We start from the raw sequence: 24,402 nt of genomic DNA, 5'->3' as shown, positions 1-24,402 counted from the left end.
GAAAAGCGCCATGCTCGATATTCATATCACAGAGTTCTACAACGATGTTGCCCGCATACTGCTGACGCTGTACCGGGCCTTTCCACGCCAAATTTCCATGTATGTCGAAGACATCAGCGGGCCGGACCAGGTCGATGAATATGGCCTGCACAGTGAACGCCACCTGGGCTGTTTTCACGCCTTTTTGTGGCTGAACGAGGAAGGTCTGATCCGTTACGGCGATGTGGAACGGCAGATGGCCTTTAATCACTGCGTGCTCACGCTGGATGCCTTTCGCTGGCTGGGCAGCTTTGATCAGGTTGAAGGGGGGGCAAAGTTTATTGATGAGCTGGAATTCGCCGTTAAAGAGGGCTCTTCAAACGACACCGAACGGTTGGTCAAATCTCTGCTGCGGGCACAATCAGAGCACCGCCGCTGATCAGCAGCGGAAGCCCAATTGCTCAAGCCTTAACAGCAGAGCCTCAGGAATATTCGTAAGCTCGGTCGATGCCAGTTCGCGCCGCACCGGGTAACTCTTACGCAACTGATCAAAAGCCTCCGCCTGAACATCACCACCGGCAGCGGTCAGGTTCATGGTGACGGTATCGCGCGCGGGGTCGTACACGGCCAGCACTATATTGCTCAGCCATTCGTTGATGTCGTCGCATTCAAAGGCACGGACATCCAGGCTCAGCCCTTTCGGGGCTTCTACCTTCGCCGGTTGCTCGGCTGCCGCCCAACAATAGAGCGCATCCGCGAGCATCCGCGTACCTTCAAACTTACCTTCCAGGCTGTAACCGGCCACATGCGGAGAGGCGAGTTCAACTTCGTTCAGTAACGCTGCCGGCACAAGAGGCTCTTGCGGCCAAACATCCAGCACAGACTGAATATGACCGGAGCTTAATGCCGCAAGCAGAGCGTTTGGCTCAATCACCGGACCACGACCGGCGTTAATCAGCCAGCTGCCGGCACGCATTTTTTCAAGTTGCGCCTGGCCAATCATGTGGTGGGTTGGATGGTTGCCGTCACGGGTGTGCGGGGTATGCAGGCAAACAATATCGCTGAATTCGAGCAGGGTCTGCAGATGGGTGTGTTCAGCCAGGCTTCCGGCTTCATACCGCAGCGGATCGCAAACCAGTACCCGACAACCGAGCAACTTAAGTCGCTCAACAACCTTACCGCCCACGTTGCCGGCGCCAACGACGCCAATGGTTTTCTGCCACCAGTCCAGGTCATGATCGAGATGCAGGCGCGATAACACCGCCAGCAGCCAGTCACAAACAGACTGAGCGTTACAGCCGGGGGCATGGTGAAAGCTGATATTGTTTGATTGCAGGTAGGGTAGGTCGATGTGATCGGTGCCGATGGTGGCACTGCCAACAAACTTAACCGGCGTACCCTGCAGCAGGGCCTGATCGACCCGGGTTACCGAGCGTACCAGCAGGACGTCTGCTTCAGCCAGATCTTCAGAACTGAGTGAGCGGCCGGGTTTGCGCACAATGGAGCTGGCCAATGGCGCAAACCAGGCTTCGACGTTAGGCATGTTTTCATCGGCAACAATACGTAACGTCATAAGGATCAGGCTTTTGGTGCCTTCTCCTGGTCTTCTTCGTTTTCAGTTTCGGTTTCGTCTTCAGCGACGAACACTTCAACTGTAATTTCCGGGCCGTCTTCAGTTTCATCAACCGTAACCTCGGTGACTTCACCGACAGGCTCTGCCGCTGCAGATTCCAGTGCTAGCTCCGCCTGTTCACCACCGGCTTTAGGCTTTGCAGCCGCGGCTGGTTTTTCTGCAGGTTTTTCTTCAGCTTTCGGTGCGTCTTCTTCGGCAACCGGCTGTTCCGGTTCTGCCGGCGCTTCAACCTCGGCTTCGGCTTCCGGTGCCTGCTCAGCTGCAGCTGCGCTTTCAACCGCAGCCTCTTCCGGTGCAGACTCGCTTTCAACCGAGGTCTCTTCCGGTGCGACTTCTGGCTCTGCTTTTGGTGCAAAGAGACCGTCTTTCAGCAGGTAATCCGGCAGCTGCTCAAGATCGATTTTACGCTTGATGTACTCTTCAATAGCCGGAATCTGGAAGGAGTCGTCTTCACAGGCAAAGCTGATGGAAACACCCTTTTTACCAGCACGACCGGTACGGCCGATACGGTGTACATAGTCTTCCGCATCTTCCGGCAGAGTGAAGTTAATTACGTGTGAAACGCCATCAACATGAATACCACGGCCGGCTACGTCGGTTGCAACCAGCACACCGAACTTACCTTCTTTGAAGCCATCCAATGTGCGGATACGCTTGTTCTGCGGCACATCGCCGGACAGTACCTGACAGGCAACGCCATCGGCTTTCAGTTTTTCAGAAAGGTCTCGCACAATGTCGCGACGGTTGGCGAATACCATCACCCGGTCGGCGTCATCCTGCTTCACAATGCGGCGCAGCACATCGTACTTTTCATCTGCGGAGACCAGATAAACGTGCTGTTCAACCTGATCTGACGTTTTAACCTTGGGTTCAACCTCGATGCGAACCGGATCATTGGTCCAGCGATCGGTGAGGTTGAGGATATCCTGCGAGAAGGTGGCTGAGAACATCAGTGTCTGACGGTCTTCGGTACGCGGTGTCGCACGCACGATGGTTTTGATATCCGGAATAAAGCCCATGTCGAGCATGCGGTCGGCTTCATCAATCACCAGCAGTTCAACCTGATCCAGGAACACCGCCTTGCGGTTCATGAAGTCGATTAAACGGCCCGGCGTTGCAACCAGAATATCGCAACGCTGTTCTGTCAGCTGCTTCTGTTGCTTGTCGAAATCCATACCACCGACAACGGCAGCGACCTTCAAACGGCTGTACTTGGTCAGTGCGCGGGCATCTTCTTCAATCTGCAGCGCCAGCTCACGGGTGGGTGCCAGAATCAGTGCACGCGGTTCACCGACATATTGCTCTTCCAGTTTGTGTTCCAGAAGATCGGTAATGACGGTGATCAGGAAGGCAGCGGTTTTACCGGTACCGGTTTGCGCTTTACCGATGCAGTCGTGGCCATCCAGTGAATACGGCAGGGTCATGGCCTGAATAGGGCTGCAGTACTGATAACCCACTTCCTGAATGGCGCGCATCAGCGCGATGGGCAGAAACAGATCGTGGAATCGAACTTTGCCTGCTTCTTCTTTAACTTTGAATTGAGAGATGTGCCAGCGTGGGCGACGGTAACGTTTGTTTTGAGTAGACACTAATTTAAATTTCTCTTGTTTGGGCGCGGCGCGCGGCCGACCTGCCCTGGTTTAATTTACAACCGGCCCATGCCGGTAATGATGAGCCCCGGATAAACGAACATCGGGGCGTAAACCCATGAATTTAACGGACTCTGAGGTCAGGCGTTAGCGCAGGGGTTTCGAGCGCGCGAGATTGTAGCTCATTTTTTGGCTAATCACGACAGTGGAATAGCGCCGATTTCACGCTTAAGGGCGAATAAACTCAATGGCTGTAAGGTTAACACCGAAAATTTGCGCAAGCTTATGCTTCAGCCTTTGTGTTCGTTGCGGCAGGCCCTGATCCCGCAGCGCGATGGCTTTGCTGTAAACCGCCTGGGCAAATGGCCGGCTATCGTAGTCGGGCAATGCTAAATTATCGGCACTGATGCGAAAGTTTCGGCCACAGGCCAGCGCCAGATGCCATTCGATGGCCTGCGGATAAACCTCCACCTGCTCAAACTGCTTTTGCTGCGCCAAGCTGCGGCCATCGGCGTCATACCAGTAGCCGTAATCTTCCAGCTTGCGTCGTTCAGCACCGGCGACACACCAGTGCGCCAGCTCATGCAGGGCGCTGTTGAAGAAGCCGTGAGCAAAGTGAATTTCGTTACAGGCGCGTGCCGCTGTGGCCGGCAGATAGAGCGGCTCACCGGTGGAGGCAACAAGGCAGGTTTGCCAGTGCTCAATGAGCCAGGGGTTCAATTGGCCGAGCAGCGTATCCACGCCCTGCTGCCAATGCTCGGGGCTTAACGGGTGATCAATCACTTAAGGGCACCAACAGATAAAAGCGCGCAGTATAAAGCAATTGCCAGAGCTGTTAAGCCTTCAAACTGCAACGACAGGAGACCGTCGCAGAATTCAGCCAGGGGCCGGCAAGCGACACCTCACCGCTGACAATTGGCAGCAGAATATCGGTTTGTGCGCTGCACAGAGCACCGGCTGCGTAGGGGCCCGCATAATCGAGCCGACCCTCACGCAGCAAAATGATCATCGGCGTGGCGGGTACATCAATACCCAGCTGGCGTAACTCAGTCACACCTTTGTACAGCTGACGGACTCCCTCCGGCAAGACCTGCTTCAGATACTGCAAATGCTCCACGGTTTGATCGTAGCAGGCGCAGTTTTCATCGAGCACATGAATGACCGTCGTTTCGGTTGCAGAAAGTGCCAGCTGTTGGTTCAGCGTGGCGTACCGGCCTTGCAAAGATTGCAATCGCCCGTCGGGGTCGAACACCCCGCTGTAGCCCTGACCGAATTGATTCAGCAACAGCAGTGATGCCGGCACCCAGACGGCCAGAACAACGGCCGCCAACAACAATCGCCTGCGGTTCACACATCACCCTGATAGCGGAACTGATCGGCCTCTTTCTTCAGCCGGGAAGAAACCTCTTCGGTATCCTGCGCTATTTCCACCACCCGAATGCCTTTCTGGTTCAGTGCACTGGAAAGCAGGTTCAGCCGGTTGGCGGAATGGGCAATTTCCTCACTGGCCGCGCCCTGTTGGGCAAGCGTTGACGACATGGTGCCGGCAGATTCCAGCACACTTGAGGCATGTTCAGAGATTTTATCCAGCCAGGCATGGCTTTCATTAGCCACCTCGATGGTTGACTGCAAACGCGCAATAGACGCGCCGACAGACTCCACTGATTCATCACCGGATTGCACCAGGCGCTCAATCATCGACTGAATCTCTCCGGTGGACTGATGGGTGCGCGAGGCCAGGCTTCTGACTTCATCGGCAACAACCGCAAAGCCACGCCCATGCTCACCGGCACGCGCCGCTTCAATGGCGGCATTCAGCGCCAGCAGGTTGGTTTGCTCAGCAATACTTTGTATAACCTCGAGCACACCGCGAATATCGGAGGTCGATTCAGCAAGGCCATTCACCTTGGATTTGGTGGTTTCCAGCGTTTGCGACAGCTCCAGTATGGTCTCTTTCATGGTGCCCACCGAAGCCTGCCCGGATTGCGACGCCTGCTGCTGCTCACCGGCCATGGCCAGCACCTGTTCAGACAGTGCCACCAAATCCCGGATTGTGGCCGACATCTGCTCAGTGGCCGAGGCAATGGTATCGACCTGAGCGGCTTCATCAGACATATCCTGCGCCATACTGTTGCCCTGGTCGACCAGTTGCTCGGTTTCACTTTTCAGCGCGCCGGATGACTGATCAATCATGGCGATCGTTGAACGTAGCTTGGCGATAACACCGGCGAATTTGCGGGTCAGTTCGGTGTGCTTATCAATTGGCAGCTCTCCGAGCCAGATCTTGCCATCGGCATCGACCATCTGATCAGTAGCGCGCAGAAAATACTCCGCCTGCCGCGCCTCGCTCAGGCTGAAAACTGCAATGGCCACCAGCACCAGTGCCTCGACCACCACATAGGCCGCATGAAGCATAACAATGCCAAAACTCAGGCTCGCTGCCGGAAAGACAAAGACCGGCGCTCCGGCTGCCTGCATGTACATAAATGACAGATGATGCACAGCAATCAGCGCTGCTGCAGCCACAATGACCAGCCAATCACGAAACACAATAAGCAACGCCAGCAAAACGAAAATGCCAAAGTGAAGCTCAATCATACCGGCGCCCTGATGGATGTGCAGAGCACTGAAAATCATATAGCTGAAGCCATAGGCGATGCGCGACAGGGTATGATCCCCGAGCAGGCGATACAGCCCATAAGGCACCAGCAGTGAAGGCAGGCCAATGATCAGCGCCTGCAGCCAGGTGCCGTACCAGGAGGCGAGCGCCAGGGCATAAATCATCAGGCCAAGGTTAACTAAAAAAGATATTTGAAAAGCGCGATTGCGAAAGGCGTACGTCATGGAAACCACCGTCGTATTGTTTCTCTAAAACGTAGACCAAACTGCGGCCAATTCAATCTGCACCCCTCGAATTAACCAGCAGAAGGCAGAGCGCAAAAATAACGATTTGCAGACTGCCAACCGGCAGATTGTCTGATAGTATCGCCTGCCCTTTTTGACCAGTTCACTTGTGTTGTAAGCCATGCAAATAGACGAAACCCATCAACCCCTCTCTACCGCCGACGAGCCACTGCTGCGCCGGATAAAAAAAGAGTGGGCAACCCTGGCCGTGCTGGGTGCGCCAATCCTAGTTGGCCAGTTGGCGCAAATGGCCAACGGCGTCATTGATACCTTGATGGCCGGGCGCGCCGGGGCCGATGATTTAACCGGCGTGGCTATTGGCAACAGTCTGTGGATTCCTCTGTTCCTGTTTACTATTGGCATGCTCAACGCAACCCAGCCGATTATTTCCCAGCACAAGGGTGCGGGTCAGCCGGATAAAATTCTGCCGGTCACCTGGAATGCGTTTTATATAGCAATGATTGCCTCGGTAATCGCCATTTGCCTGCTGGTGAATGTCTCGCCCGTGCTTAGCCTGCTCAACATGGAGGCTAACCCGGCGCGCATTACCACCGGCTACCTGAACGCGTTCGTTTGGGGGCTGCCGGCTATTTTAACGCTGGTCACTCTGCGCGGGCTGACAGACGGCTTGGGGCAAACCAAAATCTTCATGTACTTCTCGATTATGACCGCCTGCATAAACGCCCCGCTGAACTACATTTTAATTTTCGGCAAGCTGGGCATGCCTGCTTTGGGCGGCATCGGCTGTGGCTGGGCAACGGCGATCTCTAACTGGATTTGCCTGATTTGCCTGTTCATTTATCTGAACCGGGCAAAGGCATTCAAACAGTTGCACATCTGGCAGCACCGAATGCTGCCGAATAAAAAGTCGATCCGTGAAATTGTCCGGCTGGGTGTGCCGATTGGCTTTACCATCTTTGTGGAATCCACCATGTTTGCGTTTGTCGCCCTGCTGCTGACCCCGTTCGGTGCAGAAACCGTTGCCGGGCATCAGATCGCCCTGAATGTTGTCAGTGTGCTGTTTATGGTGCCGCTGAGCCTGGGCTTCGCCCTAACGCTGAGAATTTCATTCTTGCAGGGCGCGAAACAACCCAATACCGCCCGCCTCTGCGCCCGCAGCTCGGTTGTACTGGTTTTAGTGATTTCATCCGTCTACGCGCTGTTGCTGTACATTTTTTCTGAAAACATTGCTTCGCTGTACAGCAAAGAAGCCGGGGTTATCGACATGGCAACGCATCTGCTGGCCTTTGGTGCCGCCTTCCAGTTGGCCGACGGTATTCAAATTGCCTGCATCAGCGCCCTGCGCGGCTACCGCGATACGCGAGTACCCATGTTTATTATGGTGTGTTCGTTCTGGGGGGTTGGTATGCCGCTGGGCTACATCCTGGCCTATAAAGACTGGATTGTGCCATCCATGGGGGCCAGCGGCTTCTGGATTGGTCTGATTGCCGGGCTGACGCACGCGGCCTTCTGGCTGTTGTTGCGGTTGCTGAAAAAAGAGCACCCGTTACCGGGGCCATCGAATGGCCATCAGGCAGCTTAGCGGCTGCCTTTTTTAATCCAGTAATGAAATTCTTCGCCTTCGGTATCAGAGCTGAGCAGCTCATGCGGCAGGAAATCACAGAACTGGACAATATCCCGCTTGGTGGCCGGGTCGGTTGCCAGTACCTGCACGACCTCACCCACAGCCATGCGCCGCACATGCTTGTGCAGCATCATAATGGGCTCGGGGCAACGCAGCCCCCGGGTATCGAGTTGACTGTCAGCATTCATCCGTTTTGATTCCTTAAATTCAGATAAACCGTAATTTCTTCGCGGTCATGGTACAGGTGACGCGCCCTGAAAATGGCATCCGGGTGCTCTGCGGCAATGCGTGTCTCAAGCTGCTCTTTAATCTCCTGCCACTCATGCAGGCGCTTCTTCATTGGCAGCTTAAGGTTAAAGATCGCCGCATCGGCATGGCGCTCATGCAGCCACTCGTACATCAGGCGGGCAACGCGGGCCGGCTTTTCCACCATATCGCACACCAACCAATCGACGCGCTTCTTGGGCTTCCAGACAAAACCGTCTTCCTGTACATGATCGACCAGCGCGGTTTCCATCAGCTTCGCATCCATCGGGCCGTTATCGACAGCATGAACGTACATTTTGTGGTTTACCAGCTGCCACGTCCAGCCACCGGGTGCCGCACCAAGGTCGACAGCCGTGTGGTGATTTTCCAGCTGCTGACGCCAGTCATTGCCGAGGAAATAAATAAAGGCTTCCTCCAGCTTAAGCGTGCTGCGGCTTGGAGCCGAAGGCGGAAACTTCAACCGTGCCACCCCCATAGGCCAGCGCGAGCGCAGCGCAGGCTTATCCACACCCATCAATACACTCGAGGATTCTTTAAAGAACAGGCGCAAGGCCGGCAGGGACGGATTTTCTTTCTTCGTTAACAGGCCACTGTTACGCAGCGCCTGCCTTAACGGGTTGACGAACTTCCCGGCAAATTTAGAGGTGGCGTGGTAGGCATCGCCCTCCGCATATTCGCAGGAAACACCGCCAAAGCATTTGACGCCGCTTTCGGCAACCAGCGCCTCAACGGCGCTTAGAATGGGGCTTAAGCGGTCTTTAGGGTTCAGGCTTTGCAGCCGCTGGCGCACCGGCCAGGCATCGCGACAGAATACCAGCGAGGGCAACAGCGAATAGGCGGTATCTGCCTGTTCAGTTTCAAACAGCACAAAACCGGAATGCATTTCCAGGTTCGACCAGCCAAAGCAGCCTCGCTCCGCTGCCGCAGCGCTGATCTCGGCTAGGCATTCTTTTTCAAAGCCGGGGCGGCAATACATTAATAAAGCAGACACTAGGTTCTCCCGCTGAGCAGATTATTGGCGAATGACAGAGCACGCATCTCGGTCCATAACGGCTGATTGATGCGCCAGCGCGCAAAACCAACATGACCACCGGATATCGGCAGCTCCATATGCAGGTTTCGGGAGCGGTCGCGACAGCGGCAATCTTTGCAGCTGTGAGACAAAAAGGGATCGTTCTGGGCGTTCACGATCAGCGTGGGCCTTTTCAGTTTTTTCAGCGCCGGCTTGCTGGAGCAAGACGTCCAGTATTCCAAAGCGCTGTCGAAGCCGTGCAACGGCGCAGTGTAGCGGTTATCAAACTGATGGAAGTTCTTAATTTCATCGTAGCCGGTTGCACTGACCAGCTTAGGGAACTTACGCGCCTTGTATTCGATTTTTGGTTTCAGGTTTTTCAGGAAGCGCTTCATATAAACGCTCTGCGCCGGGCGGCTCAATTGAAAGGCGCTGTCGGTCAGATCCAGCGGCACACTGTAGGCTGCACCACCGATGACCGCCGGCGACAATTTTTTATCTGCCAGCGCCAGCACGGTTTTATTTCCACCCATGCTGAAGCCGCTTAAAAAGATGTGTTCCGCGCCATGAGCCTGCTCGACATGGGCAACCACTCGCTGCAGATCGTCATAGGCGCCGCTATGGTAAAAGCGCGGCAGACGATTCATTTCTCCACCGCAGCTGCGGAAGTTCCAGGCCTGAACACTCCAGCCAGCAGCATAAAAGGCTTTGGCAATGCCGTGCACATAGTGCGCATCGGTGCTGCCTTCCAGGCCATGGCTGATGACCAGCCAGGGCGAGCTTTTGTTTTCCTGGGCCAGAGTATCCAACAGCAGAAAATCGCCGTCTTCCAGCTCTAAACGCGAACGCACGAACGGCACCCGCACCCGGCGCAGCAGGTACGGAAATATCGTTTGGAAGTGACCATTTGAAAGGCCGTAGCCGGCGGTATAAGCAGGAAAATCAAAAATCGATTCGGGCACAATAACGCCTCTTACCCTGAAAAAGGCGCGATGATACTACCTTATTCAGAAATTGCACTGCCCGAACCGGTTTTTTCAGGGCATCAGCCCATGGCCTTCATCAGGCCATAGCCAATCAGTATCATAATGGCAACCATGAGGCCGCCCCAGCGGACCTGCTGACAAAATCTACAGGGCTGTTTCGCCATCAGTTAGTCGCCTTTTTTGGCATGTAACGCATACTCAGCGCATCGAAGAAACCTTCTTTTAACTGCGAGATTTCTTTTTTGATGTCGTCCAGCAGGTGAATCTCTTCACCGGACAGCTGTTGCTTTTCGGCGTAAATTTGACGCCGCAGGTTCACAATCTTGGCGCCATAGATGCGTAATGAACGCTCCAGGCGTTTTTCACCCAACAGCAGCAGCGTGCTTTCTGCCTCGGTCAGATCGTGAAACACATTGGCCAGCTCATCACCAACCCGCGCCAGCTCATCACGGCGCGCACGCGGCCAGTGCTGACCATAGCGCGTGAACTCAGTTGCCAGCGCCAGATACTGCTGATAAACGTAGTGTACGCGGCCAACATTGGCCGCAACCTGCTCAAACAGCTCTCGCCGGCGCTGAATCTCTGCATCTCTGCGACTATCCAAAGAACTGTGCCGCTTCAGATAGAATAAAAAGAACATCCCACTGACCAACATGCCCGTGGCGATTTTGACACCTGCATCGACCATTTCCAGAGTCACCATCGCAAACCTCTCAAAAAATTGACGTTAATAATCCACAAATTCTAAGACAGCAAAAACAGTGCCGGATGTGCAAAACCGATGCAGGTAAAAAAGACCCGTTAAAGACAATTTTAAAAAAACCCAAAAAAAACAATCAATTAGGTATTGACACTTTAGCCGCTGTCACTAAAATACGCCCCCGTTGTTCCTCGATAGCTCAGTTGGTAGAGCAGTAGACTGTTAATCTATTGGTCGCTGGTTCGAGTCCAGCTCGAGGAGCCACTTATTTTATTATGTTGTTTCAATTAGTTTTGCAGGCAGCATATATATACCAACTATTCCTCGATAGCTCAGTTGGTAGAGCAGTAGACTGTTAATCTATTGGTCGCTGGTTCGAGTCCAGCTCGAGGAGCCATCTTCTGTAAGATGCATGCGAAAGGCGTACCCGTTGGGTACGCCTTTTTCATTTCTGGCCCTTAAAAATCAGCCATAGCTGCCTGCCTGCACAACCGATATTTCCTTTGCATAATTTTTAACCATTAACTCTGTGCCTTTTCAGTTCTTCTGCTAATCTTCTCTGCATGTAAATTAGAGTTTACTCATATAAAAATACGCAGAGGCATACTATGGATTATCAGACTATCAGCAATGACCTCACCATCTCCGGTCAAATATCCTCAGACGACCTGAAGCAGCTTTCAGAACGTGGGGTAAAAACCCTGATCGTCAATCGTCCCGATGGCGAAGGCCCGGACCAACCGAACTTTGAAGAGATCAAGCGCCAGGCAGAAAAACACGGCATCGCTGCTTTTTACCTGCCCGTCAAAGCCGGCGCTGTAACCGACGGCGAAGGCAAAGAGTTTGGCCTGCTGCTTAACAACCATCCGCTGCCGGCCCACGCTTATTGCCGCACCGGCATGCGCTCGCTAACCCTGTGGGCTTTAAGCCAATCGGCAGCGGGTGTCAGCTTTGAAGATATTAACCGCAGTGCAGAACACACCGGCTTTGACTTTTCCGGCCTAGAAAACAGAATTAAGCACAGCCAGAGCAGCACAGAGCCTGTGCCGATGTACGACGTACTGGTAGTAGGCGGCGGTGCCGCAGGTATTGCAGCAGCCGCCAGTCTGTTGATTCGCGAGCGCGATTTAAAGATTGGTATCATTGAACCGGCGGATGTTCACTACTATCAGCCCGGCTGGACACTAGTGGGTGCCGGTATATTCACGCCAGAAAAGACCGTGCGGCCAATGGGCGGTTTAATTCCCGCCGGTGCAGAGTGGATCAAATCAGCCGTTGCGCAGTTTCTGCCGGAGCAGAATCAACTTTTACTCGAGGGCTGCAGACCGCTCGGCTACCGCCAACTGATTGTCGCGGCTGGCATCAAGCTCGATTGGGATGCCATTGAAGGCCTGCCCGATACGCTCGGCAAGAACGGTGTCACTTCGAACTATCGCTTTGACCTGGCCCCCTACACCTGGGACCTGGTGCAAAGGCTGAAAAAAGGCAAGGCGGTTTTCACTCAGCCACCCATGCCGATCAAGTGCGCCGGCGCGCCTCAGAAGGCGATGTACCTCTCTGCGGACCACTGGCTGCGTCACAACCTGTTAAAGGATATCGATGTCTCCTTTTACAACGCCGGGCCGGTACTGTTTGGCATTGAAGACTATGTACCAGCGCTGATGGAGTACGTTCAGCGCTACAACATCTCACTGAACTTTCGCCACCAGCTGGTGAAGGTCAACGGCAAAGAGCAGCTGGCCTACTTCAAACAGCTGGGCGACGACGCGGCAGAACAGCTGGTCGAGGTACCGTTCGACATGCTGCACGTTTGCCCGCCACAAACGGCGCCAGACTTCATTCGCAGCAGCCCGCTGGTGGATGAAAACGGCTGGGTTGATGTAGACAAATATACGCTGCAACACGTCCGTTACCCGAACATCTGGTCACTTGGCGACGTCATGAATGCACCCAATGCAAAAACCGCTGCAGCCGCGCGAATGCAGGCTCCGGTGGTTGCACACAACCTGATTGCAAATCTTAAAAATAGTATGGAAATGTCACAATACAACGGGTATGGTTCGTGCCCGCTGACGGTCGAGCGGGGCAAAATAATCCTCGCTGAATTTGGCTATGGTGGCAAATTACTGCCCAGCTTTCCGAAATGGCTTATTGACGGCACAGCCCCGAGTCGGGCGGCCTGGTTCCTGAAAGAACGGATGCTGCCGGAAATCTACTGGTCAGCCATGCTGAAAGGTAAAGAATGGCTGATCGAACCTACGATTGAAGACCTTCGCAAAATTGAAAAGGTACATAAGTAGGATACTATTTCACCGCCACATACGTATATTTAAAAAACTTAATATAATTATTTGAACTGCCCGTGCCGAAGACGGGCAGTTGCAGTTTATAACAACAGTTTATTCACTCACTACCCGGGAGCACCCATGTCTGACACGCTGCTCGAACTCTCCAGGCTACAGTTTGCACTGACGGCCATGTACCACTTCATATTCGTACCGTTGACGCTTGGCATGACCTTCATGCTGGCGATCATGGAATCGGTGTATGTTATAACCCAGAAACAAGTCTACAAAGACATGGTTAAATTCTGGGGTAAGTTGTTTGGTATTAACTTCGCCATCGGTGTTGCCACCGGCCTGACCATGGAGTTCCAGTTTGGTATGAACTGGTCTTATTACTCACATTACGTGGGTGATATCTTCGGTGCGCCGCTGGCCATTGAAGGTTTGATGGCCTTCTTCCTGGAATCCACCATGGTTGGTCTGTTCTTCTTCGGCTGGGATAAACTGTCACAGGTAAAACACCTGATCGTAACCTGGCTGGTTGCATTGGGCAGTAACCTTTCCGCGCTGTGGATTCTGATCGCCAACGGCTGGATGCAGCACCCGGTTGGTTCAACCCTGAACGTTGATACCATGCGTATGGAGATGACCAGCTTTGCCGAGCTTATCTTCAACCCTGTTGCTCAGGTTAAGTTTGTACACACTGTATCGGCCGGCTACACCACGGCTGCTGTGTTTGTACTTGCGATCTCTTCTTACTATCTGCTGAAAAACAAGAACGTGGCGTTTGCCCGTCGCTCTTTCGCTATTGCAGCGGCGTTCGGCTTTGCATCGGTCCTCTCAGTAATCGTACTGGGTGACGAAAGCGGCTACGAGCTGGGCGACGTACAGAGAGTTAAGCTGGCAGCCATTGAATCGGAATGGGAAACCCATGAGCCACCAACATCTTTCACTGTTGTCGGCCTGCCAAACTCCAGTGAAGAACGTACCGATATGGCGATTAAGATTCCATGGATGATGGGCATTATCGCCACCCGTTCATTCACTGAAGAAGTGACCGGCCTGAAAGACCTGAAAGCCGAAGCGCGTGAAAAGATCGAAAGCGGACTGATAGCCTATAACCTGCTGGATGATGTCCGTAACGATGAAGCCACGGCAGCTGAAACCGAATTGTTTGAAGAGCATGTTGGTCACCTGGGCTATGCCTTCCTGCTGGAGCCGTTCACAACGAACATGGAAAACCCCAGCGAGCAGGCTTTAGACATGGCTGCAGATTACAGCATTCCACCTGTTGGTCCACTGTTCTGGAGCTTCCGGATCATGGTTGGCTGCGGCTTCCTGATGTTGGCGATGTTTGCTTATGCATTCTGGATCAGTGCCAAACACCGCATTACCAAACCGACCTGGTTCCTGAAGGCGACCCTGTTTTCCCTGCCACTGCCGTGGATTGCCTGTGAAGCTGGCTGGTTCGTAGCCGAATACGGGCGTCAACCATGGGCGATTGCAGAAATTCTGCCACTACACACAGCAGTTTCGAATCTGGCCGTTTCTGATGTGGTCATTTCTCTAATTGCCATGACGCTGTTCTACACTGTCATGTTGATTGCAGCGATGTATCTGATGATTAAGTTTGCTAAAAAAGGCCCGGGTGAAAGCTCGGAAGACAACGCTCAGACTGATTCTCTTGAACTGCCACAGGAGGCGAACTAATGCTTGATTATGAAATTCTCCGCCTCATCTGGTGGGTGCTCATTGGGGTTCTGTTGATTGCATTTGCCATCGCAGATGGTTTTGACTTGGGTGTAGGCGCCCTGCTTACCCTCGTCGGTAAAAACGATAAAGAACGACGAATCATGATTAACACGGTTGGCCCTCACTGGGACGGCAACCAAGTTTGGTTCATTACCGCTGGCGGTGCTATTTTCGCGGCTTTCCCATTAATATATGCAACGGCTTTCTCAGGCTTCTATATGGCCTTGGGCTTAGTTCTGATTGCTCTTTGGATGCGCCCTCTGGGATTCGATTATCGCAGCAAGCTTTCCGACCCTCGCTGGCGCACAGCATGGGACTGGGCGATTTTCGCCAGCGGATTTGTTCCTTGTCTCGTTTTCGGTGTGGCGTTTGGCAATCTGCTGCTCGGTGTCCCATATACTTTTGACGACTATATTAAAGCAACCTACACGGGTGGTTTTTTTGCACTGTTAAACCCATTCGCAATCCTGACTGGGCTGGTCAGCGTAGCGATGTTATTGCTGCATGCTTCTGTTTGGTTGCAATTGAAAACAGACGACATTATTCGCAAACGCGCAACTGATTTAGCATTTATCCTTGGCTTAGCAACCTTCGTACTGTTTGGTTTGGCAGGTATTTGGGTAAGTTTCGGCATCGATGGTTATTCCATAATCAGTACGGTCGTTGGTGATGCGCCCTCTAACCCACTGCTGAAAGAGGTTGCAACAACCAATAAGGGCTGGCTAGCAAATTACGCTATGTACCCGTGGATGATTATTGCTCCGGTCATTGGTTTGGCAGCACCAGTCGCAGCAGCTCTGCTCGGTAAAGTTGGTCGATCCGGCTGGGCTTTTGTTATGACATCATTGACGATAGCAGGCATTATCCTAACGGCAGGTTTTGCAATGTTTCCGTTCTTAATGCCTAACTCTCTGAATCCAAGTTTCTCACTAACCATTTGGGATGCTTCGAGTAGCCAGCTCACTCTGAACATTATGTTCTATGTGGCGGCCATTTTCGTGCCAACCATTCTGGGCTATACGTCTTGGAGTTTCTGGGTAATGCGCGGCCGCATCACTCACAAAGATGTTGAAGACGGAAGCAGTCACGCTATTTACTAATACAGGAGCATAAACCTATGTGGTACTTCACTTGGATACTCGGTGTATTACTGGCCTGCAGCTTCGGCATTATTAATGCCCTGTGGCTTGAATCGACCGAAAATCTGGACCGCGAACTGGACCAAAACGAGAACTGATTTTTGCGATCACGTAAATCCAGGCCGGCAACTGCGTTGTCGGCCTTTTCATTTCTGAGAAAACCACTGCGAACCAGCCAGCTGGGCCTGACTGCCTTTTCGGCATTGTCATCCATGTCACTCTGGTACTGGTTCTATATAACCTCTTACTGGCTGGAAAGCTGGCTCGATGGTACGGAGCCGCCCTATCCTTTTTTAAAGGCGGCTGTGACCGTTTCGCTGTTTATCGGCTTCCGCCTGCTTCATACCCGCTTGCGAACCCGTGCCGGGCTGAAACTTAACCGGCTGTTTTACGCCAAATTCCTGTTTCAGCTGAGTGAAAAGCGCTGGGCGCTGATTCGCAGCAAACCCCAGGCAGCCTGGCAGGACATTCTGTTCCGCCACCTGCCGGCCATTGAGCAATACATTCTGGAATTTGAAGTTCAGAAGATGCTCATCGGCCTTATGCCTGTGTTTGTTTTAGTCATTATCACTCCGATCAGCTGGCTGGCCGCGCTGATCCTGTTCATCACCCTGCCACTGATTCCAATGTTTATGTGGCTGGTCGGCGTAGGTGCAGCAAAGATGCACAACCGCCATATTCGGGTACTGAATCATCTCGGCCAATTCTTTGCTGACCGCATTGCCGGTCAATCGACGGTACGCCTGTTCAATAAGCAGCAGGCTCAGCTTGAGCGCTTTGAACTTTCCAGCATCGAGCTGAACAAGCGCCTGGCCGATGTCGTTCGGGTGGCATTTCTGTCTTCTTCGGTGCTCGATTTCTTCTCCACCGTATCCATGGCCCTGCTGGCGGTATTTATCGGCTTCAGCTTGCTTGGCGAGATCAATATCGGCTTCTGGCAACATGGCCCCAGCCTGGGCAGCGGCCTGTTCATACTGCTGATTGCGCCGGCATTCTTCGCAGAGCTGAAACAGCTTGGCCGGCTTTATCATGTTAAGGCGGAAGCCGTCGCCGGTGCTGAATCCTGGCAACAGGTATTAACTGCCGAGCCGGTTGTACGCGAAAACACTCCGACTGAGACGTTTACCAATCTTCAAATCTGCCGGGCCAGCGTGCAGGGCCTTGTCAGCAGTACAGACAGACAGCTGCTCAGCATCGCTGAACTCAAGATCAACGACGGCGACCGCATACTGCTCAGTGGCGAATCCGGCTCTGGCAAAACCGTTCTGCTCGATGTACTGGCAGGCTTGCGCGAGCTGAGCGCTGAAAGCATCGAACTGAACGGCCAGCCGGTTGCAGACCTGACGCTTATCAGAAACCGCATCCTGTACCTTGGTCAAAGCCCGGCACTGATGGCCGGAAGCGTGGCTGAAAACATCGGCCTGGGTCAGTTCAATGACGATGACGTTATCGACGCCATCGAAAAGGTGGGCCTGAGCGAATGGCTGAGTACACAGCCACAGGGCATCCACACCCGGCTGGGCGATTTCCCTCCGCTTTCCGGCGGCCAGAAACAGCGCTTTGCGCTGACCCGGCTGGTGCTGTTCGATTTACCCATTGTTCTGCTGGATGAACCACTGGCGCATATTTCAGAAGATGAACAGGCCAGCGTACTGGACTTGATGCTGAACCTGACGGAGGCGAAAACGTCTGTCTGGATCAGCCATAAGCAGATTGCCGCCGATCAGTTCAACCGCCACTGGCGCGTTTCAGCAAATGGCGAGGTCACCTGCTCATGAGCCAGAATGTCACCCTAAACCGGGCAATCAGCCTGATACTCGCCATTTGCCAATTGGGCAGCGGCATTATTCTGCTGGCGCTTTCGGCCTGGTTTATTGCCGCCTGCGCCGTTGCCGGACATGCCGGCGTACTGGCCGGTTTTAACTATATTATTCCCGCGGCCGTTATCCGCTTTCTGGCAATCGTGCGTATCTTCTCCAGCTATTTCGAAAAGTACGCGGGTCACCTGAGCCTGCTGGCCGACCTGAAAGATATCCGCTACCGGCTGCTCAGCAGCAACTTCAGCGCCTCAAACTACGTCGACGCCGAACAGACTGCCAGAGTGCTGCAGGAAGATTCGGAACGCTTTTCAGGCCGCTGGTCCGGCATCCACAACCCCTTTATCAGCGCTGCAGCCGGTATTGCCGGGGTTTCGCTGGTATTCGTCATGCTGATTCCTGCGGTCATCGGCTATTGGCTGGTATTGCTGAGTGTTCTGGCTGCGCTTGCCGGCTTGTTCGCGGTGGTGAACCTCAAAGCCGAGCACAACCTGGATGAGCAATACCGGGTTTACTACCAGGCTCAGCACCAGTGGCTCAGCGTTAGCTCGCTCTGGCACTTGCGCGAGGACTGGCTGAACGGCGAGCAGGTCGCCAAGGCTGCCGACAACGTCTTTAAGGCACGTCAGCGCCAGCTATTACTGATCAGCATCACCGAGACTACGATGATCGCCCTAGGGTTTATCTGGCCGCTCTGGCTGGCTTCATCGGTGATGACAATGACCGAACCTTCTGCCTTGTGGGCCATCCCGCTGGTACTGTCTGTTTCGGTACGCGATTGGTTTGGACCGGTCCTGAATTCCACCGAGCAACGCGCCAAGATGCAGCGCAGCGCCGAAAAAATCGCAGAATTCTCCAGGCCTGCCAGCTTCTCCCTGCCCAAGCCGGTAAACGAGGCAGCGCTTTCAGTCGTTCTGGATAACTTCCGCTGGCAACGGGGTGAGAACACCGGCCAGCCCGCTTCGTTTCAGATTCACGGCAGCGGCAGCTATTTACTCACGGCCCCTTCCGGCTTCGGTAAATCCAGCCTGTTTGATGCCCTGAGTGGCGAGCTTGATTATTCCGGCAGCGCCGAAGTTTCCGGCCTGCCGCTGCAACAGCTTAGCCAGGCAGAGCGTTGCGCCTACCTGTTTTATGGCGAACAGTTCAGCCATATCTTTTCAGATACACTGGCGCAAAACCTGATCATGGCGGCAGACAATACGCCAGACTCCGAGCAGCTCTATAACGCGCTGATCTGGGCAGGCTTACCCGGCTGGGCCAATGAAACCACCCTAAGAGGCTGGTTGGGGCCGGAAGGCAAACCTGTTTCCGGGGGTGAAAAGAAACGCATCATGCTGGCACGCGCCTATTTAAGCGATAAACCGGTCTGGTTACTGGATGAACCCTTTGAAGGCCTGGATGAGAAAACCGCAGAACTGCTGGCCAGCCGGCTTAATGAAATGGCGAAAACCAAGCTGCTGCTGATCGCCTCGCATCTGACTCCGAAAAACCTCCGAATCACCAACACCATTCGCCTGAACGACTGATCTTCAGGCAAAAAAAAGCCTTCCATGAGGAAGGCTTTCAGACTGATGACAAAGTTGCCGCAGCTTTCGAGCCGGTGAAAAGGTATCGCTTAAATGGACGTCGAAAACATGGATGTTTTCGTCGAGCGTATCAGGACGATACTTGCAGCGGTCCATTTAAGCGATACCTTTTCGTCGGCAGGGTTTATCGACAACCTAAAGCCTTCCATGAGGAAGGCTTTCTCATCATTTGCTGGGCTTACATGATATCCAGCAGCTCAACTTCAAAGATCAGGGTGGATCCCGGTGGGATATCCGGGCTTACCTGATTGTCACCATAGGCCAGGTCAGCCGGGATGAAGAAGCGGTATTTGTCACCAACAGACATCAGCTGTACACCTTCAGTCCAGCCTTGAATCACATTAGCCAATGGGAAATCGATAGGCTCACCGCGCTCAACAGAGCTGTCAAAAACAGTACCGTTTACCAAAGTACCGTGGTAGTGAACGCTCACAGTGCTTTCTGCTGTTGGGTGCTCGTCACTGCCGCTGCTTTCCAGAACTTCGTACTGCAGACCGGATTCGGTGGTGGTAACGCCTTCTTTCTTGGCGTTTTCAGCCAGGAATGCTTCACCGGCTTCACGGGCAACCTGCGATTGAGCTTCCGCTTCAGCCGCCTGAATTTCGATTTGCTTTTGCTGCAGCGCAGTAATTGCGGCCTGAACATCGGCTTCGGTCACAGCCATGTCGTTCTCTTCAAATGCATCAAGGACACCCTGAACCAGCGCTTCCGAGCTTAATTCAATGCCCTCAGTCTGAGCTTTCAGATTTGATGCAAAGCCATAACCAATGCCGTACGACGCCTTTTGCTCATCGGTATCCAGAGATGCAGGCTCCGTAGAACTGACAGCTTGTGCGCAGCCAGAAATGGCCATCGCCAGTGTGGCAGTAACCGCCAGACCTTTGATATTCACAAATTTCATTTATTGTCCTCAATAGATAAAAAAACAGGGTTCGAACCCTGTTGATAAAACAGCAAAAAGAGCGGGAAGTCTATCGGCTGTGGTTTTAGTGATCCAGAGCGTTTACTGGACTCTGACCGTTAAAGCAGGGTCTGGTTCACTATTTGATATTACCAAGCTCGTGGCCATTATCAGCCACCGGGCTTTCTGTTTTGTTTTTGATTTCAGCGCTGTGCAATTTGGACTCCAGCCACAAAGGCAGGCTGACGATCACATCGTAAAGCGACAGGATGATATCACAACCGTAGCGGACGACCGCGGCCAGCAATCGCAGCACCAGCAACAGAATATTCAGAACCTGAACGACCAGTATGCCAAGGATTACACGGCTGCTATCAACCAGTGACTCAAATGGTATGGCTGCAAACATCAGTACAAAGGGTAAAAACACCGCCAGCACCATCTGTGCAGCCTGAGGGATCGCCTGCCGAATAGCAAAGCCGGCGCTGAGGCTCTGAGGTTCTGTACCGGTCAGTGCAAACAGCAAGGCAACACTGTCGGCGTTTTCCTGAGTGCCCAGGTATGCCAAGGCCCCGCCGGCAACCGCAAAGAGCAGAATAAAACCAAAGGAAGCCCGAACCAGGTACTGGCGTTTACGCTCTTCCAGCGCGCCAAATGCCGGAAACATATGGGTTATATGCAGAGCCTCCAGTAGAAACAGGCCGGCAACCAGCTCCATTAATACGATCGTCACGCTGTACACCTGAGCTGCACTGTACGTACCGATGGTTCCACCGGCACTGGGCAGTTGCGATAACGGAGTGGATATCAGGTGATAATTCAGAAATGCCCCCGCGGCCAGGCAGGCAAGGATAACAACGGATTTAATCAGACCATTAAACGACGATACCTGCAGCATCCGCTCTGCCTTTTCTGAGCCGGATTGAATCTCGCGGTAACGGGTCATGGACTGGTCGATCTCGTTGGCCTTGATGGTCAGGTTTTTCAGCAGGCCACCAACCCGCTCTACGGTATTATTCAGCTTGCGCCAATGCGGCATCATGGCATGCAGCAATTTATGGCGGGTTGAAACACCACTGCGGTAGGTTTCGAGCGTTTTCTTTTGCTGCGCTTCCAGGCTGGTGCACAGCTCGGACAACACCTTGGCAATGTTGGCGTTACCCTTTTGCGCCTCTTTCAGGTTAACAATGGCATCGATCGCCTCTATCCAGTCCGGGGAAACGGGCGGTGTTTCCGCAGATTTATGATAGTCCTCTTCCAGCCCGGTAATCAGCTGCGAAATATTCTGCTGCAGCGCCGGGTAGCTGGATAAGTCATTTGCCACGATCTCGTTAACATGGTGGAAGTCGCGCTCAAGCTTACGCTCTATTTGTTGCTGGCCAAGCTCCAGCAGAGTCTCGCGGTTACGCTGCCTGACACTGCCGATCACCCGGCTGAGCGCCCTGGACTGCAGCCTCAATACAGAAATGAGCAGACGGGAAGCCTTGTACAGACTGGCGCGCATTGGATTGCGTGCAAAATACAGAAAGGCAATCAACAGCGCCGCCAGCAGCAACGCCGAAACTACAGGTCTTTCCGGTATGATTATCCAGGTCATTATTAGCCTCCCGAGCTATTACCAGCAACCGAGTCTGGTTCAGTACTTTGACGCATTCCAAGCAAAATTCTTAATATTTTCTGACACACAGATCAGGCGCAGCATTATGGCAACAGTTACGGCTGCAGACTGTTATGAAGTTCAAATATTGCCAAACCTTTGGTTGATTGTTAATCAGCCAGATCCGGAATTTGCTTCAGCAACGGAATAATATCGCTGGCCAGAACAATCCGCTGCCTTCTGGCCAGTTTCGCACCCAGGTGCGCGTGCCAGTTTACACCGGCAACGGCGGCCTGTTCGGGCAACAAACCCTGCGCGATCAGGGAACCAATAATCCCCGCCAGACAATCGCCCATCCCCGGGGTCGACATCTCCGGCGCACCGGCGTAACAGAACCGGATATCTTCCGTTGTGGCAACAATGGTTCCTGCTCCTTTAAGCACCACCGTTGTCTGATATTTAGAAGCCAGTTCCTGTGCACTGTCGAGCCGGTCTGCCTTGATATCTGCACTGGTGACACCCAGCAGTGCGGCAGCCTCGCTTTCATGCGGGGTCAAAACCCAGCCGGAGACCGGCACCGGTTGTGCCGCCAGCAATCTCAGCGCATCGGCATCCATGACCCCCTTTGCCTTTGGCAGCAGCACCTGCCAGAGCTGCATGGCCAGCGAACTCATGCCCATACCAGGGCCAATAACATAGGTTCCCTCGGGTGGCTCTTCCAGCAGTCGCTGTACATCGCGGGTCATCAGCTCCGGGGCTCTGGCCAAAGCCGCCGCATGACCCAACTCGTGACAATGCAGAAACACCCGGCCTGCTCCGGCATTCAGGGCACTGGTTGCAGTAATGATGGCGGCACCAGCCATGTTCTTAAGCCCGCCAACAACATGCAAGTTGCCGTGTTCCGCCTTATGGGTTGCGCCCTGGCGGGCCGGCAGGCAAGGCTCAAAGGCACGCGCGTAGCGCCAGCTGGAAGTACTCTGTATACCCAGTGAATCGAGTGTCAGCTCACCACACAGGGCAGGCCCGGCAGCCGTCAGCTGGCCCGGTTTATAGGCAATAAAGGTATGGGTTGCACAGGCATGAACCGCTACCGGCTGGCAAACACCGGTTTGAGCATGCAACCCGGAAGGAATATCCACCGCGTAGACCGGCAGGTTCAGTCGATTTATCCGCGTAACTGTAACCAGCGCCTTGCCGGACAATGGCCGGTTCAGGCCCACACCGAACAATGCATCCACCAGCAAGTCGGCTTCAGCTGACTCCAGGTGTTCATCCATCTGGCCACCGGCTGCCTGGTATTCCTGACAGGCCCGGAAGGCATCGATATTGTCGGGTGGCAAGCCCAATGGCGTGGCAACCGAAACCTTCACATCCTGCTCCAACAGCAGCTTGGCAATGTAGAAGCCATCGCCGCCATTGTTACCATTACCGGCGACGACGAGTACTCGCCGGCCAGCGAAATCTGCTTGGAAACGCGCCACAAAACTCTGTGATGCAGCGACCATTAACCCCCACGTGGAACCGTCATGGTCTGACGCCCATTCTCGTTCCAGTTGCTGTACATCCTGTACCGTACACACTATACCCATTGCCGATGTCCTTTTTTTGAGAGGGTTCAGTCAATATAGATCACCCCACAGGGGTCAACACGCCTTTAACTGACATGAGTTAAGTGATACTCAGAAATAATAGCTGCCAAACAAAAATGCCCTGCTTAGCAGGGCATTCATTGAACGGGGTAACGCTGTCAGCGAATCAGAAGTGGAAGGCAGCGCCCATGAAGAAACCACTCACGGTCACATCGGTTGCGTAATCTGAAACATCTTCACCAAACAGCTCGCCATCGATGGTCATGTTGAAAGAACGGTAGCCCGCTTCCAGGCCTAGCTGAGCCAGCATGTTGGTTGGCAGTGGTGCGTACCAGGTTGCCTTGATATTCCAGTCAGAAACACTGGAGTCACCAAATGGCAGCGCACTCAGTTCACCACTCAGCTTAATGTCAGTGGATGGAATCGTACCGGCGACACTGATGTAGCCCATTGGAATGATCAGCGGGATATCGCTGAACGGTGCATCGACGCTGGAATCTCCGCTGTCGCTTTCAAAATCGGCACTGAAGCCACCGATCATAGAACGGGCGTTGATACCCAGATCAATATCCACCATCGGTAATGGCAGGCCGTAGGTCAGTGCGATATCCAGGTGAGACAGATCCAGTTCCGAGGAAACGTCACCATTTACTTCGAAATCTTCGCCATATACCGTTTCTGAATAGGTGAAATTACTGTCCCCCTCCAGCACCATGCTTTCATACTTCACTTTCACATCCGGCAGGATCGGCCAGGAAACCTTCATCCAGCCATAAAAGCCGCTGTTGCCTTCCTGATTCAGGCCGTAGGGTTCGCTACTGCTGTTGTCACCCGTCAGATCAAATGTGCCATCCATCAGGGTGCTGTCATCGTTAATGCCATTTGTGCCCCAGCCAGCACCGGCATCAATGGAGATCATTGGTTTTGCACTTGCAAAAGGCACCGCCAATACCAGCGACGCGGCTAAAAGGTATTTATTCATCATTGTTTCCCAAATTGTGTTCTGGTCATTGTTTAATTTAATACTGAAAAATGAAAAGTCTAATTAAAATTCAACCTTTACCGGCGGGCCTGGGGT

General features: G+C 53.4%; 19 protein-coding genes, 2 tRNA genes and 2 pseudogenes. 10 read left to right on the top strand and 13 right to left on the bottom strand.

The genetic code is table 11. The features are described from left to right. Window positions 1-10: 10 nt before the first annotated feature. Window positions 11-418, top strand: coding sequence for a hypothetical protein (locus BCF53_RS11035; RefSeq protein WP_132701784.1), 408 nt, complete (start codon window positions 11-13; stop codon window positions 416-418). Here the strand turns inward: BCF53_RS11035 and BCF53_RS11030 are convergent, their stop codons facing one another. The 5 genes and pseudogenes from BCF53_RS11030 to BCF53_RS19650 all read right to left on the bottom strand — a co-directional run. Continuing rightward, window positions 419-1,552, bottom strand: a complete 1,134-nt coding sequence (locus BCF53_RS11030; RefSeq protein WP_132701783.1) for a 4-phosphoerythronate dehydrogenase — start codon at window positions 1,550-1,552, stop codon at window positions 419-421. Window positions 1,553-1,980: 428 nt separating this feature from the next. Further along, window positions 1,981-3,201 (bottom strand): annotated as a pseudogene (gene rhlB, locus BCF53_RS11025) (ATP-dependent RNA helicase RhlB); the annotation flags it as partial. 228 nt (window positions 3,202-3,429) lie between these two features. Next, a complete protein-coding gene (locus BCF53_RS11020) occupies window positions 3,430-3,984 on the bottom strand; it encodes an elongation factor P hydroxylase (RefSeq protein WP_132701781.1) in 555 nt (184 codons plus the stop codon). 52 nt (window positions 3,985-4,036) lie between these two features. Then, window positions 4,037-4,552 (bottom strand): DUF6436 domain-containing protein, encoded by a 516-nt coding sequence (locus BCF53_RS11015; protein ID WP_132701780.1) that lies wholly within the window; start codon window positions 4,550-4,552, stop codon window positions 4,037-4,039. After that, window positions 4,549-5,127: pseudogene (locus tag BCF53_RS19650) on the bottom strand (methyl-accepting chemotaxis protein); the annotation flags it as partial. The pseudogene BCF53_RS19650 and the gene BCF53_RS11015, both read right to left, overlap by 4 nt. A 1,099-nt stretch (window positions 5,128-6,226) precedes the next feature. Between BCF53_RS19650 and BCF53_RS11005 the strand changes: the two are divergent. Beyond that, on the top strand, window positions 6,227-7,648 hold the full coding sequence (locus BCF53_RS11005; protein WP_207902710.1) for an MATE family efflux transporter: 1,422 nt from the start codon (window positions 6,227-6,229) through the stop codon (window positions 7,646-7,648). Here BCF53_RS11005 and tusA read toward each other — a convergent pair. The 4 genes from tusA to BCF53_RS10985 form a co-directional block, all read right to left on the bottom strand. Next, window positions 7,645-7,878, bottom strand: a complete 234-nt coding sequence (tusA, locus tag BCF53_RS11000; protein ID WP_132701778.1) for a sulfurtransferase TusA — start codon at window positions 7,876-7,878, stop codon at window positions 7,645-7,647. The two genes, BCF53_RS11005 and tusA, sit on opposite strands and share 4 nt — an antisense overlap. Next, the gene (gene rlmM, locus BCF53_RS10995; protein WP_132701777.1) at window positions 7,875-8,948 is read right to left on the bottom strand and encodes a 23S rRNA (cytidine(2498)-2'-O)-methyltransferase RlmM; all 1,074 of its coding nucleotides are present in this window, start codon (window positions 8,946-8,948) and stop codon (window positions 7,875-7,877) included. The genes tusA and rlmM overlap by 4 nt, the downstream gene beginning before the upstream one ends. Continuing rightward, window positions 8,948-9,931, bottom strand: coding sequence for a YheT family hydrolase (locus BCF53_RS10990; protein ID WP_165901889.1), 984 nt, complete (start codon window positions 9,929-9,931; stop codon window positions 8,948-8,950). Before BCF53_RS10990 ends, rlmM begins: the two co-directional genes overlap by 1 nt. 187 nt (window positions 9,932-10,118) lie before the next feature. Continuing rightward, window positions 10,119-10,658, bottom strand: a complete 540-nt coding sequence (locus tag BCF53_RS10985) for a hypothetical protein (protein ID WP_132701775.1) — start codon at window positions 10,656-10,658, stop codon at window positions 10,119-10,121. Between the two features lie 185 nt (window positions 10,659-10,843). On the opposite strand from BCF53_RS10985, the gene BCF53_RS10980 reads away from it, so the two are divergent. The 8 genes from BCF53_RS10980 (at window position 10,844) to BCF53_RS10945 (ending at window position 19,177) form a co-directional block, all read left to right on the top strand. Beyond that, a tRNA-Asn gene (locus tag BCF53_RS10980) sits at window positions 10,844-10,919 on the top strand. A gap of 57 nt (window positions 10,920-10,976) precedes the next feature. Continuing rightward, window positions 10,977-11,052: transfer RNA gene (locus BCF53_RS10975), tRNA-Asn, on the top strand. Window positions 11,053-11,263: 211 nt separating this feature from the next. Then, entirely contained in the window at window positions 11,264-12,955 is a 1,692-nt protein-coding gene (locus BCF53_RS10970) for a bifunctional protein tyrosine phosphatase family protein/NAD(P)/FAD-dependent oxidoreductase (protein WP_132701774.1), read from the top strand. Window positions 12,956-13,081: 126 nt separating this feature from the next. Further along, window positions 13,082-14,650: a cytochrome ubiquinol oxidase subunit I gene (locus BCF53_RS10965; protein WP_132701773.1), complete on the top strand. Its 1,569-nt coding sequence runs from the start codon at window positions 13,082-13,084 to the stop codon at window positions 14,648-14,650. Continuing rightward, entirely contained in the window at window positions 14,650-15,792 is a 1,143-nt protein-coding gene (cydB, locus tag BCF53_RS10960; RefSeq protein ID WP_132701772.1) for a cytochrome d ubiquinol oxidase subunit II, read from the top strand. The genes BCF53_RS10965 and cydB overlap by 1 nt, the downstream gene beginning before the upstream one ends. A 17-nt stretch (window positions 15,793-15,809) precedes the next feature. Continuing rightward, complete coding sequence (cydX, locus tag BCF53_RS10955) at window positions 15,810-15,929, top strand: cytochrome bd-I oxidase subunit CydX (RefSeq protein ID WP_132701771.1); 120 nt, start codon at window positions 15,810-15,812, stop codon at window positions 15,927-15,929. Window positions 15,930-15,932: 3 nt separating this feature from the next. Then, entirely contained in the window at window positions 15,933-17,609 is a 1,677-nt protein-coding gene (locus BCF53_RS10950; protein WP_132701770.1) for an ABC transporter ATP-binding protein/permease, read from the top strand. After that, entirely contained in the window at window positions 17,606-19,177 is a 1,572-nt protein-coding gene (locus BCF53_RS10945) for an ATP-binding cassette domain-containing protein (protein WP_132701769.1), read from the top strand. Before BCF53_RS10950 ends, BCF53_RS10945 begins: the two co-directional genes overlap by 4 nt. Window positions 19,178-19,415: 238 nt before the next feature. On the opposite strand, the gene bamJ is transcribed toward BCF53_RS10945, so the two are convergent. From bamJ to BCF53_RS10920, 4 genes are all read right to left on the bottom strand, one after another. Then, window positions 19,416-20,138: a BamJ family beta-barrel-assembly machinery protein gene (gene bamJ / locus BCF53_RS10935; protein WP_132701767.1), complete on the bottom strand. Its 723-nt coding sequence runs from the start codon at window positions 20,136-20,138 to the stop codon at window positions 19,416-19,418. Window positions 20,139-20,277: 139 nt separating this feature from the next. Further along, window positions 20,278-21,735 (bottom strand): hypothetical protein, encoded by a 1,458-nt coding sequence (locus BCF53_RS10930; RefSeq protein WP_132701766.1) that lies wholly within the window; start codon window positions 21,733-21,735, stop codon window positions 20,278-20,280. Window positions 21,736-21,905: 170 nt separating this feature from the next. Further along, window positions 21,906-23,324: an NAD(P)H-hydrate dehydratase gene (locus tag BCF53_RS10925; protein WP_132701765.1), complete on the bottom strand. Its 1,419-nt coding sequence runs from the start codon at window positions 23,322-23,324 to the stop codon at window positions 21,906-21,908. Window positions 23,325-23,490: 166 nt separating this feature from the next. Further along, window positions 23,491-24,306: a TIGR04219 family outer membrane beta-barrel protein gene (locus BCF53_RS10920; RefSeq protein WP_165901888.1), complete on the bottom strand. Its 816-nt coding sequence runs from the start codon at window positions 24,304-24,306 to the stop codon at window positions 23,491-23,493. Window positions 24,307-24,402: the final 96 nt, after the last annotated feature.

This window comes from Reinekea marinisedimentorum (assembly GCF_004341165.1).
Lineage (GTDB): Bacteria > Pseudomonadota > Gammaproteobacteria > Pseudomonadales > Natronospirillaceae > Reinekea > Reinekea marinisedimentorum.
This window is presented reverse-complemented; position numbering and strand designations above follow the sequence as displayed.